We start from the raw sequence: 12918 nt of genomic DNA, 5'->3' as shown, positions 1-12918 counted from the left end.
ACTGCGCTGCCCGGACAGCGGCTCAGGAAACGATTGGAGATAACATGCAACCGCTCGTGCAACCCTTTCCCGAAACGCGCGCTCAGGCGTATCGGGCCGCAGGCTACTGGACTGGCGAAACCTTTCCCCAACTGTTGCGGCAATGGGCACAGGACCGCCCCGCCGCGCCTGCACTCGTGGATGCCTCTCAAACCCATGCACGGGTCCTAACCTATGGCGAGCTGCATCATCGCGCGGAACGGTTCGGCGCGGGTCTGATTGCCCAGTGCCTGCAACCCGGCGCGCGGGTCGTCGTGCAACTCCCCAATTGCGCCGAGTTCTTCGTTGCGGTGTTCGGCCTGTTCGCAGCCGGGATGCACCCCGTCTTTGCCCTGCCTGCGCACCGGAAGACCGAGATTGCGCATTTTGTATCCCAGGCTGAGGCTGAGGGGCTGATTATCGCAGACAGCCATGATGGCTTTGATTATTGCACCATGGCGGAGGATATCACTGCCACCTGCCCGGGCCTGACCCATGTGATCGTTGTAGGAGAGGCGGTTGGGTTTCTGCCATTTACGCAGGTCGACGCAGACCCCTCAGCCTTGCCCGATGACCCGGATGCATCTTCGGTTGCGTTTTTGCTGATCTCGGGTGGCAGCACCGGATTGCCCAAGCTGATCCCGCGCACACATGACGACTATATCTATTCCCTGCGCGAAAGCGCGCGGATTTGCGGCCTGTCCCGCAGCAGCCGATACCTGGCAGTGCTGCCGGTCGCGCATAACTTTACGCTCAGCTCTCCGGGCAGTCTGGGCGTGTTCATGGCCGGCGGGATGGTGGTGTTGCCGCCCAATTCGGCGGCCGAACCCTGCATGGCACTGATCGCGCGTTACCGGGTGACGATGACCGCGCTTGTTCCTCCACTGGCTCAGGTCTGGTTGAACGCAGCCCCGGCGACGCCGCATGATCTGTCATCGCTTGAGGTGATGCAGGTCGGTGGGGCCAAGCTGCAGCCGGAAATCGCGCGCCAGATCGAACCCGCATTGGGATGCCGCCTGCAGCAGGTCTTTGGCATGGCCGAAGGGTTGGTGAACTACACGCGTCTGGATGACGCCGAGGTGCTGCGTCTGACCACCCAAGGCCGTCCGATCAGCCCGGCAGATGAAATTCGGGTCGTGGACGATGCGGGGGCCCCGGTGGCACAGGGACGCCCCGGCCATTTGCAGGTGCGCGGGCCCTATACAATCTGTGCCTACCACAATGATCCCGCCGCCAATCAGCGCGCCTTCACCGATGACGGGTTCTATTGCACCGGCGATATTGTGGTGCAGGATGCGCAGGGCAACCTGACCGTGCAAGGCCGGTCCGGCGATCAAATCAACCGCGCCGGTGAAAAGTTTTCGGCCGAAGAGGTCGAGGATCACATCCTCGCGCTTGCCGGAGTCATGGATGTGGCCATTGTCGCCATTCCTGACGAGACGCTGGGTGAACGCAGCTGCGCCTTTGTGCAACCGCACCCGGACGCTGTTGTGCGGCCGGTTGAAATCCGGCGTTTTCTGCGCGCACGCCAGATCGCGCCTTACAAGATACCCGATGAGATCGAAATCGTCGCCGTGTTGCAAAAGACCGCTGTGGGCAAGCTGTCGCGCAAGGATCTGCGCCAGCAACTGCGTGCCAACCGGTTGTCGGAACCCGCCTGAAAGAAGGACAAAATTCATGGGATTACCCCAAATCGCCCCATATCCTCTGCCTGACGACTCAGACCTGCCTGCGTCGCGCGCCGGGTTCTCTCTGACCTCTGGTCGCGTGGCCGTTTTGGTACATGACATGCAGCGCTATTTCTGCGCCCCCTATCCCGGCGATGAAGACCCGTTGCCAGGGGTCATGCAGAATATCGGGCGCCTGCTGGCGCGCGCCCGCGCCTTGGGCATTCCCGTGTTCTATACAGCGCAGCATGGAAATCAATTGCGTGCTGATCGCGGCTTGCAGTCCGAGCTTTGGGGGCCCGGCATGTCCGCCAAAGCCGAACATGAAGAGGTATTGCCAGCCATCGCCCCGCAAGAGGGCGATATCGTGCTGGTCAAACACCGCTACAGCGCCTTTCAACGGTCCAATCTAGAACCACTGATGCGCGCACGCGGGCGGGATCAATTGCTGATCGCGGGGGTCTTTGCCCATATCGGTTGCCTTGCAACGGCTGCCGAGGCGTTCCAGCTGGACATCGAACCCTTTGCCGTCGCCGATGCGCAGGCCGATTTCGACCGGGCGCGCCATGATATGGCGATGGCATGGGTTGCGGGGTGTTGCGGGCAAGTCCTGAATACGGATGCAGCGCTTGCACAGCTGAGCGCGCCGCCGCAATGAGGCTGACCGGATTTGAAGATCGCGTCGCGCTGGTGACAGGGGCCGCTGGTGGGATCGGGCAAAGCCTCTGTGCGCATCTGCGTCAGGCCGGGGCCATCGTCGTGGCCACGGATACCGCCGACGCGCTTGCACGGATCGCAGCGCCGTTGGGCGATCATGACCGACCCATGGATGTCAGCGATGCCGCTCAGGTCGGGGACGTGATCGACTGGGTCGAGCGCGAAGTGGGCCCGCTGCACTTGCTAGCCCACGGTGCCGGCGTCGTCTCATACATGAGGGCCGAGGAAACCACACCTCAGGAATGGGCCCGCGTCATGGGGGTCAACGCGACGGGCACGTTCAATGTGTGCGGGATCGCAGCCCCGCGCATGCAGGCGCGCGGACGCGGGGCGATGGTGGTCATAGGTTCAAACGCGGCCGGGATACCGCGTCACCGCATGGCCGCTTATGCGGCGTCAAAGGCTGCGGCACATATGTATGTGCGGTGCCTGGGTCTGGAGCTGGGCGCATACGGCATTCGCTGCAATCTTGTAGCGCCCGGATCAACCATGACCCCCATGCAAACAGGCATGTGGCGCGATGCGACAGGGGCGGAAAACGTGATTGCAGGCGATCTGGACAGCTATAAAACCGGCATCCCGCTGGGGAAACTGGCGCAGCCGGATGACATTGCATCGGCTGCGATGTTCCTGTTGTCCGACCAGGCCGGCCATGTCACCATGGCTGACCTCTATGTAGATGGCGGGGCGACGCTGCGGGCCTGAAATCAGGCCTCGCAGCTGCGGGCTTTGGCGGGCGGCATCCCAAAGGCCCGGCGGAACGCCGTTGAGAAGTTGGCCGTATTAGAATAACCGGCAAGAAACGCCGCCTCGGCAATTGAAATCCCCTCGTTGCGCAGGGCCGAATTTGCCCGCTTCAGCCGCTCACTCCGCACAAACTCGGCAATGCTGACCCCGTATTCCGACTTGAAGACACGCTGCAACGATCTGCGGTTGCGGCAGAATTTCTCTTCGAGTTGGCAGGCCGTCAGATCGCGGTTGAGGTTGTCCAGAATATAAAGCCGGATATCCTCGACCCGACGGCGGCCTTCAACTTGCGCGGCCATGTCAACGCGACGGGCGTCCTTTTCCTCGGACATGCAGCGCAGGATTTCGATCCCTTTGGACATGCGATACAAGCCCAGTTGCTGCTGATTGTCATCCGGTGGCGGCAGGATGATTTGCGTCGCCAACCGAATGACCCGGGGCCCCGGAGTCCATAGCGCAGTTGAATAGGCGTCAGCCCCATCCATGGCCGGAATGCGGTGAGGCGCAACGCTGCCGAAATGCGCGGGCGCGTCGGCATCGGTGTGGAACTGGTTAAACCAGTCCAACTGACCCGCAATCGCAAGCTTGCGCAGCGGACGGCCCGAGGATTCCTGATACTGCACCATCGCGCTGGAACGCACGGCAATCGTCACGGCACTGGCCACGCCGTCTTTTTCATTGGCTTTAAGGGCGAACCGCTGCCCGTCAATTGTAAAAATCTGTCGCCCGTTCAAAACAATCAGGACGATGAACTTTGCTTCGATCTGAAAGGCGTCCGCGTTGCGGGGGCATTCAACGGTTTCGTTCATATGCCCGATGCGCAAGCCGCCCGGATAATGGTCTATTGTCATTGTCTTCCCTGCATTCACAGCTACCAAGTTGTGGATGCTTGCCGTGTCCCCGAGCATTGGTGGTACTTGCGCAAATACCTTTGTCGCTTTCGCAATGGCGGTTCTCATGGAGCTAGCGGCGGCGATCATCCATAACCCACAAAAAAAGTCAAGATTTCGTGAGCAACGCTCGGCGCTCTCTCGCATAGCGGGCAGCAGACGCAGCCAAACGGCTCTTGATCCAATCAAATCAAGACGAGGGTTACGTCGAAATGACCGAATCAAAACAAGACGCGTGGGACATGCCGCGCCATTCAAACGCCGCAAGACACCGGACAAACAGATTTGTCTGGTCCGTAGCTGCCGCAATTGCGACTGCGGCAAGCGCATCGGCGCAAGACGCCGAACAGGAGTATGACCCTGACGCCACTTATCTGGGTGAGATTGTTGTCACGCCGGCGGGTACGGCGACCGAATTGCGCAAAGCCCCGGCCAGCACGACCGTCGTGACCGCCGAAGAAATCGCAGAATATGGCGCCAACAACCTGACCGAAGTTCTGGGCCGTACTGTCGGTGTCACCGTTCTGCGCAGCGGGAACCTGAACCGCGTGCAGTTGCGCGGCCTGGGCGATCGCTACACGCTGATCCTGATCGACGGCCAGCGCGTGAATTCAAACCCCAACCTGTTCCGGGGCAATGACTTTGATCTGGACTGGGTGGATATCGAAACCATCGAACGGGTTGAGATCGTGCGCGGTCCGATGTCCTCGCTTTATGGTGCCGACGCCATCGGCGGTGTGATCAACATCATTACCAAAAGGCCCGAAGATGTCCTCAGCGGTTCGGTCACCGGTTCGTACACGTTGCAGGACAACAGCAAGGCCGGGGATGCCTATCGCGCGGGTCTGACCCTGAGCGGCCCGATCAATGATCAACTGTCTTTCCGGCTTAGCGGCGGTTACACACGGCGCGAGGCGGATGATGACGATATCAATCCACCGCGGACCGGGTTCTTTACCGAGCCCAGCCGAGGTATCCCCGAAAGCAAGAACCGCTATTTCGACGGAGCCTTGGCCTATGAGATCGACGGAGCCAACCGTCTTGATTTCAACTATGGCTACTCGAATCGCCAGCATGACGAAGTTCCGCTGACCCGCAACGCCGCCGCCCTTACCTATTCAGGTATTCACGGGTTTGGCACCAGCGAAATCAAACTCTGGGGCGATCATATCAAAAATGACGTCGGCGTCAGCAGCGCGCTCAGCACGGAACAGCCGAACAAATCCTACAGCTACGGTCTGGACGCCAGAGTAAACGCCACCCGCGGCAGCGCGTTCTTACATAACATTACTCTGGGAACCTCGCTGGAATCGCAGAACCTGGAAGATGATTTCAACCTGGTTGGCGATGGCACCACCTCGGTCTGGGAATCCGCAATCTACATCGAGGACCGGGTCGAATTCAGCAACCGGCTCGAAGTGACCTTTGGCGGGCGTCTGGATTACCACGAAAACTACGGCACCAATTTCAGCCCCCGTATTTACGGCGTGTATGAGCTGAATGACCAGTGGATCGTCAAAGGCGGTGTCTCAACCGGGTTCAAATCACCGACCCTGCTGGAAACCAGCCCAAACTGGCAGCAGGTGTCCTGCGGGGGCGACTGTTATCTTCTGGGGTCGGAAGATCTGGATGCAGAAACCAGCGTCAACGCCGAGATCGCGTTGTCTTATGCCGGGCCGAGAGTGTCGTTTGATGCCACGGTCTTCAACAACAAGATCGACAATATGATCCAGTTCCCCCCCGCCCGGACCTTTGACCGGACACTGGCGCCAACCTTCGACAACTTTGTGGGCTTTGGTCCGGACGGCAATCCGATCTTCACCTACCAGAACCTCGAAGAGGTCGTGACCCGTGGTCTGGAACTGACCTTCTCGGCGGATATCACGGATGTGGTGACGTTCTCGGGCAACTACACCTATCTGGATGCCAAGGTCACCGAGGAAATCGAACGTCCGCTGGCCTATCAGCCGGATCACACCGTCAACCTTCAGCTGGATTGGCAAGTCACCGAACAGCTGCGCCTGTCGCTGGCCGGGAATTATGTGTCTGAACAATACACCTATGTTCCCACCTCGGGTGAGGCCGAGTTCTCATCCCAGGTCGATGGCATCGCCACCGCTGACCTGTTGGCCCAGTACGATCTGAACGACAGTGTGGTGATCAATGGCGGCATCCTGAACGTGACGGATAACACGCTGAACCGGACCGACGATTTCGGAGATGACTTCAACACCGAGGGTCGCCGGTACTTCATGACCGTCACCAAACGGTTCTGAACCAAAACCGGGCCGCGTGTGACGCGCGGCCCGGATGCTCTTGTTCCAAGCAGAAACAGAGGCCCACAGTGTCCCTGACCTTGCCGCAATCATCGCCGTCCGGACGGGTGCTGGGTCTGCTATTCAGCCTGTTTGCCGCGAACAGCCCAGCGTTTGCGGAAACCGGGGCCGGTTCGGCCGACAGGCCGCTGGTCACCGTTACACCGGTCGAGATGGTCCATGTCGCCCCGGAAATCAGCCGCCACACAACGGTGAAATCCCGGACTAAGCGCAGCCTGTTCGCTCCGGTATCAGGTCAGATTCTGTGGGTTTCAGACATGCTGGAACCCGGTCATCTTCATCCCACAGGGGCCGTGCTGGCGCGGCTTGACCCGATCCCTTTTGAAACCGCCGTGGCCGAGGCGCAAGCCCAACTTGCCGCCAGCGACCTGAACCTGTTGCTGGAAGAACGCTCGGCCAAGCTTGCCCGCAACCGGCGGGCCGGGACCGAGGTGTCGCAAACCGCACCACTGGTTCTGCGCGAACCCTATCTGAACGCGGCACGATTGCGGCGCGATGCGGACAAGGTCGCTTTGGATCAGGCGCAGGCCGATCTGACCAAACTGCAGCTTCAGGCCCCGTTTCCCAGTATGATCCTGTCGCATAAACTGTACCCCGGTGCCTATGTGAGTGCCGGCGAGGCGTTGGCCCAAGTCATTTCGGCCGGTGATCTGATCGTCGATCTGGCGCTGACACGCGAGGAATGGGCGCAACTGCTGCCGCGCGGCTTTGACGACATGACCAACCTGCCACTGGTCGGGAAGATTACAACCGATCAGGGGGCCAAGTTTGTCGCAACACCCGAGCGTATTCTGGCCACGGCCGACGACTTCACCAAACAGCCCGTTCTGCGGCTGCGGGTTGAACTGCCGCAGCCGCAGATGCAATCCCTGCTGCCCGGTGCCTTTGTCGCGATCACTTTGCAGGGTACGGCGCGGCAGACACTTTTGAAAACACCCAGCAGCGCGCTGACCTTTGACAACCGGGTCTTGTATGTGTTGCCGGAGGACAACCGTTTGCGGGATATGACCATCACCGCACATTTCGAACGGGACGGGTTTTCCTATCTACCCCAAGGATCGCTGCCTGAAAATGCCCAAGTGCTGATCAGCCCACTGGCCAGCTATCAGGCAGGCACAGCTGTCACCACCGAGCGCGACACTGATGGCTGAGCAGCGGACCCATGGTTTGATCGCATGGTTCATCCGCAATCCGATTGCGGCAAATCTGCTCATGCTGACCATTCTGGCGATGGGCTGGATCTCACTCACTGGTATCCGGCGCGAAAGCTTTCCGAAACTGCCTCCGGTCGAAGTCAGCATCGTGGTGCCCTATGACAGCGGCTCAGCCCTGAAAACCGAAGAGGCCGTCACCCTCAGGATTGAGGCCGCGCTTGGCCGGATCGAGGGGATCAGGCGCATCAGCAGCCGCTCGGACCCGACGGGTAGCTATTTCACCGTAGAAAAGGAAACCCGAGCGGACATTGACGACCTGATCCTGCAGATACGCGAAGAGATCGAAACGCTCAGCCTGCCGGCCGAGGCCGAACGCGCCCGCGTCACCCGCGATGTCTGGGTCGAAGAGGTCGCCAATGTGTCGGTTGTCGGGCATGTCGATCATCAGACCCTGGCGCGTACCGCGCGCCATTTACGAGATGCATTGTTGGCCCGGCCCGAGATTTCCGCGCTGTCCATGGCCGGAGAGTGGACCCCGGAACTGGTGATCGAAGTGCCGCCACAGGCATTGGCCCGGTACAATCTGGCGCGGCAAGAGCTGGCGGCAGACCTGATCAACCTGACGGCCAGCGCTCCGGAAGGGCGTATTGAGACCGATACCGGGCCGCTTGTTGTCAGCACTGTGGAAACCGCGCTGGACCCGAGTGATCTGGCCGGAATGACCGTCACCACCGGCCCTGACGGCCAGATTGTCACCTTGTCACAGATCGCCGATATCCGGCACGATTTTGAAACCCCGCGCAGCCTGCTGCGTTTTGATGGCCTGCCTGCGATACGCCTCACGGTTGAAATGAACGCCAGCTCGGATCTGGTTTCCGCCGCGCGCGCGTTGCAGGAGACTGTTGACACCTTTGCCAGCCGCCCCTCGCTTCCGCCCGGAGTTTCGCTGCATGTCTGGAATGATCAAAGCGGATTCATTGCAGACCGGCTGGCGCTACTGACCAAGAACGGTTTGCAGGGAATGCTGTTGGTCGCAATCGTGCTGGGCCTGTTTCTGAGACCGCACGTCGCCTTTTGGGTTGTACTGGGCCTGCCTGTCTGTTTTGCCGGTGCGCTGATCCTCATGGGGCCCGCCGGTTTTGGTTTTACCCTGAACGAATTGACCACGTTCGGCTTTATCGTAGCGCTGGGATTGGTGGTCGACGATGCGATCGTGGTGGGCGAAAGCGTGACCGAGACCGTTTCTCACCACGGCGCGTCGGCGAAAACGGTCTATGCGGGCGTGCAAGCAGTTGCAATGCCAACCGTCTTTGGCATGCTCACCACAATTGCCGCCTTCTTTCCCATCACGCTGATCGACAGCGACCTCGCCCGCATTCTGGCGCAATTCTCGACGATTGTGATCTTTACCCTGCTGTTTTCCATGGTCGAGACCAAGCTGATCCTGCCTTCTCATCTGGCGGGTCAGAGGGGCGACAGGTTTACGGCTGTCTCAGACTACTGCTCGGGCATGTTGCGGCGCGTTGCGACGGATGTTTACGCACCCGCTTTGCGATTTGCCCTGCGCATGCGCTATGCCAGCCTGCTGCTGATGGTGGGCTGTTTTGCGGCAACACTTTATGCGGTGTCCAGTGGTGTCATCCGACAGGCTTTCTTTCCCGACATCCCGCAAAGCACTCTGACGATCACATATGTCGCCCAACCGGATTTGGCGGTTTCTGTGTTTGAACGAGAAGCCCTGCGGATCGCCGATGCAGGCATTACCCTTCGCGATGAGATGAATTCCGCAACAAGTGCTGAGGCAATTTCAACCATTGAACTGCTGGCGCAGGGCCGGTCTGCAACCATTGTGGCGGAAATCTCACCACGCGCTGACAGTGTCGAAATTCTGCAGCGATGGCGGAACCGTGTCGGGCCGGTTGAAGGCGCGCAGGAGCTGAATTTCTCGAACCGGATGTCAGGATTTCCCGATTTCAGCGTCGAGTTGTCCCTGCCGGATCGCGCGGCTCTGCAGGACGTGTCAGAGATCGTCGCGCAACATTTGCGTGCCACCGATGGCGTGACGCAGGTCAACCGTTCAAATGCCGCAATGCAGCCTCAGGTCCAGTTGGAACTGACCCGTCTGGGTGAAACTCTGGGTCTGACCGTGGACGATGTGGCCCGGCAGATCGATGGTCTGCTGGATGGGGTTGAGATTGCCACGTATATGGATGCAGGCCGCGAAATTTCGGTGCGGCTGACAACCCCCGCGGCCAGCCGCCAAAGCCTGTCTGACATCACGGCGCTGGACATCAGCGCGCCGGATGGGCAGCGGGTTCAGCTTCGCGCCGTGGCAAACTGGACGCGGGGCTTTATCTCAGATGAAGTCACCCGCGGCGATCAGGGCCGTGTGGTGTCCCTGACGGCCAGCATTAACCATGACGTCACCGACGGGTTTGCGCTGCGCGAGAGGTTCCTGCAGGAAATCCTGCCACCTTTGCTGAAATCGCATCCCGATCTGAAATTCGGGTTCTTCGGCGAAACGCAAGCACAGGAAGAGGCCAGCACAGGTCTGGTCCACGCCTTCGCGCTGGCATTACTGATCATCTATGGCCTGCTGGCTGTCGCCTTGCGGTCTTATGTGCAGGCGGGGCTTGTCCTTCTGGTGGTGCCCTTTGGTCTGGTCGGGGCGGTATGGGGTCATTGGCTGCACAACATCCCGTTGAGTATTCTGTCCATCAACGGCATCATCGCCCTAAGCGGGGTGATCGTGAACAATGGCCTGCTGCTGGTTTCAACCTACAATAAAAGACGGCAAGTCAGTACCACTATTTCCGGCGCCTTGATTGATACGGGAACGCGACGGTTTCGCGCAGTGATACTGACCAGCCTCACAACTTTTCTGGGTCTGGCACCATTATTGTGGGAGACATCAGAACAGGCGCAATTCCTAATCCCAGCTGCAGTTTCAATCGCTTACGGCATGTTATTTGCAACTTTGATCACGCTGTTCATCGTGCCGGTGCTTTTGCTGATCGGTGAAGATTTCGGTACGGCCTTTGCAACCCGAAAACGCACCATTTGGTCTTCAATTGGTGGCCCGAGGTAACGAGACGAACCCGGCTAGCAATGTGATGATCAAGTGCAAAAAAGATCGCATTACACGCGCAGGCATATTGGCATGACGCGATGCCGTTGGGGCATCCACGGCCTTTACCCTATGGCCTGCCACTGCCCGTTGCTTTTGTCGGATGTGAGTGTGGTTGCGATAAAAGCCATCCCCAGCAGGCCGTCGCCTAATCCCGGCAGCAGCATTTGGGGAGGGTACTCCCCCCGGATCAGCGCTGCCGCATCCGCGTAGAGCGTGGCGAAGCCTTCCAGATAGCCCTCGGGGTGGCCCGGAGGCACACGTGTGGCGGCGCGGGATGTTTCAGTTGTAACCGCCGACCCCCGGGTTAGGATTTGGCTGGGCTCTCCGAACCGGGTGAACTGCATGTGGTTGGGATGTTCCTGCGCCCATTCCAGCCCGCCCTTGTCGCCGTAAACCCGCAAGCGCAGGCTGTTTTCGTTGCCCACCGCCACCTGACTGGCCCACAGCATCCCCCGCGCGCCGCTGGCATAGCGCAGCAGGATATGGGCGTTGTCATCGACCAGACGGCCCGGCACCATGCTGGACAGATCTGCCGCCAGATGCGAAGGCACCTGGCCCGTCACGAAATGCGCCAGATTGAAGGCGTGGGTGCCGATATCGCCGATGGCCCCGGCCCCCGACCGCGCCGGATCGGTGCGCCAGTCGGCCTGTTTGTTGTCGGAAGTGGCGGGTTCCGTCAGCCAATCCTGCGCGTATTCCACCTGCACCAGACGCAGCTTGCCCAATTCGCCCGCCTGCACCATCGCGCGCGCCTGCCGGATCATCGGATAGCCGGTGTAATTGTGCGTCAGGATGAAATGCGCGGACGACGCCTCGGCTGCGGCCTTGATCCGCGCGGCATCCTCGGGTGTGGCGGCCAGTGGCTTGTCACAGATGACGTGGATCCCGGCCTCAAGAAACGCGATGGCCGGGTCCGCGTGCATGTGGTTGGGCGTCACTATGGCCACCGCGTCGATCCCGTCGTCGCGGGCAGCCTCGGCCTGCGCCATCTGGCGGAAATCGGAATAGGATCGTTCGATCCCCAACTCTTGTGCCGAGGCTTCGGCCCGCTGTGGGTCGGACGACAGCGCCCCCGCCACCAGGTGCCATTGCCCATCCAGCCGGGCGGCGATGCGGTGGACCGCTCCGATAAAGGCCCCTTGCCCGCCCCCGACCATGCCCAGTTTCAAAGGTGTCATTGGCTCAGCCCCAGCATGGATCGGATCATGGCCTGATCCACTTCGCCGCCTGCGAAATCGTCAAAGGCCTTGTCCGTGGTTTCAATGATATGGCGCGCAATAAACGGCGCGCCCTCAGCCGCCCCTTGTTCGGGGGACTTTAGGCAGCATTCCCATTCCAGCACCGCCCAGCTGTCATATCCGTACTGCGTCAGCTTCGAAAAGATTGCGCTTAAATCCACCTGTCCGTCGCCGAGGCTGCGGAAGCGCCCGGCCCGGTTGGTCCAGCCCTGATAGCCGGAATAGACCCCTTGCCGCCCAGTCGGGTTAAATTCGGCGTCCTTGACGTGAAAGGCGCAGATGCGGTCGTGATAGAGGTCGATGAATTCCAGATAGTCCATCTGTTGCAGCAGGAAATGCGAAGGATCGTAATTGATCCGGCAGGCCTCATGTCCGTCTACGGCATCAAGGAACATCTCGAAGGTGGCCCCGTCGAACACATCCTCTCCGGGATGGATTTCGAACCCGATTGCGACGCCTTGTTCGGCATAGGCGTCAAAGATCGGCTTCCAGCGGCGGGCGAGTTCGGTGAACGCCTCTTCGATCAAGCCCTGCGGGCGCTGCGGCCAGGGGTAGAGATAGGGAAAGGCCAACGAACCGGTGAAGCTGACCGTGGTGTCCAGCCCCATGCGCCGGGCGGCGATGGCGGCTTTTTTGACCTGATCCACGGCCCACTCCTGCCGCGCCTTCGGGTTGCCGTGCACGGTCTCGGGTGCGAAGGCATCAAAAGCCTGATCATAGGCGGGGTGAACGGCGACCAGCTGGCCCTGCAAGTGGGTCGACAGTTCGCTGACCTCAACGCCTGCTTCGCGGCATATGCCGGTGATCTCATCGCAATAGGTCTGGCTGTCGGCGACCTTATCCAGATCGAACAACCGCCCGTCAAAGGTCGGGATCTGAACGGCCTTGTACCCAAGACCCGCAGCCCATTCTGCAATCGAGCCCAGTGAATTGAACGGAGCGGCGTCATCCGCAAACTGCGCCAGAAATAACCCCGGCCCTTTGATCGCACCCGGCATATCAGCCTCCCTTGAAAAACATG

General features: G+C 60.2%; 9 protein-coding genes. 6 read left to right on the top strand and 3 right to left on the bottom strand.

The genetic code is table 11. The features are described 5' to 3' along the window. The first annotated feature begins 44 nt into the window (after positions 1-44). The 3 genes from ACR0J5_RS13200 to ACR0J5_RS13190 are packed head-to-tail and all read left to right on the top strand — an operon-like array spanning position 45 to position 3107. Positions 45-1679 carry a (2,3-dihydroxybenzoyl)adenylate synthase gene (locus ACR0J5_RS13200; protein ID WP_480654068.1) on the top strand — a complete coding sequence of 545 codons (1635 nt, stop codon included), beginning with the start codon at positions 45-47 and terminating at the stop codon, positions 1677-1679. Positions 1680-1695: 16 nt separating this feature from the next. After that, a complete protein-coding gene (locus ACR0J5_RS13195; protein WP_480654066.1) occupies positions 1696-2343 on the top strand; it encodes an isochorismatase family protein in 648 nt (215 codons plus the stop codon). Further along, positions 2340-3107: an SDR family oxidoreductase gene (locus ACR0J5_RS13190; RefSeq protein ID WP_480654064.1), complete on the top strand. Its 768-nt coding sequence runs from the start codon at positions 2340-2342 to the stop codon at positions 3105-3107. The genes ACR0J5_RS13195 and ACR0J5_RS13190 overlap by 4 nt, the downstream gene beginning before the upstream one ends. Positions 3108-3109: 2 nt before the next feature. Here the strand turns inward: ACR0J5_RS13190 and ACR0J5_RS13185 are convergent, their stop codons facing one another. Then, positions 3110-4000, bottom strand: a complete 891-nt coding sequence (locus ACR0J5_RS13185; protein WP_480654062.1) for a helix-turn-helix transcriptional regulator — start codon at positions 3998-4000, stop codon at positions 3110-3112. Between the two features lie 251 nt (positions 4001-4251). Here ACR0J5_RS13185 and ACR0J5_RS13180 point away from each other — a divergent pair, with 251 nt between their 5' ends. From ACR0J5_RS13180 to ACR0J5_RS13170, 3 genes are all read left to right on the top strand, one after another. Then, positions 4252-6315 carry a TonB-dependent receptor domain-containing protein gene (locus tag ACR0J5_RS13180; protein WP_480654060.1) on the top strand — a complete coding sequence of 688 codons (2064 nt, stop codon included), beginning with the start codon at positions 4252-4254 and terminating at the stop codon, positions 6313-6315. Between the two features lie 80 nt (positions 6316-6395). Beyond that, a complete protein-coding gene (locus ACR0J5_RS13175) occupies positions 6396-7526 on the top strand; it encodes an efflux RND transporter periplasmic adaptor subunit (RefSeq protein WP_480654058.1) in 1131 nt (376 codons plus the stop codon). After that, entirely contained in the window at positions 7519-10617 is a 3099-nt protein-coding gene (locus ACR0J5_RS13170; protein WP_480654056.1) for an efflux RND transporter permease subunit, read from the top strand. Before ACR0J5_RS13175 ends, ACR0J5_RS13170 begins: the two co-directional genes overlap by 8 nt. 104 nt (positions 10618-10721) lie before the next feature. Here ACR0J5_RS13170 and ACR0J5_RS13165 read toward each other — a convergent pair whose 3' ends face one another. Together ACR0J5_RS13165 and ACR0J5_RS13160 are read right to left on the bottom strand one after the other, a co-directional pair. Beyond that, positions 10722-11837, bottom strand: a complete 1116-nt coding sequence (locus ACR0J5_RS13165) for a Gfo/Idh/MocA family protein (RefSeq protein WP_480654055.1) — start codon at positions 11835-11837, stop codon at positions 10722-10724. Beyond that, positions 11834-12895, bottom strand: coding sequence for a sugar phosphate isomerase/epimerase family protein (locus tag ACR0J5_RS13160; RefSeq protein WP_480654053.1), 1062 nt, complete (start codon positions 12893-12895; stop codon positions 11834-11836). The genes ACR0J5_RS13165 and ACR0J5_RS13160 overlap by 4 nt, the downstream gene beginning before the upstream one ends. Positions 12896-12918 lie beyond the last annotated feature (23 nt).

The organism is Ruegeria sp. BE1 (genome assembly GCF_056538885.1).
This window is presented reverse-complemented; position numbering and strand designations above follow the sequence as displayed.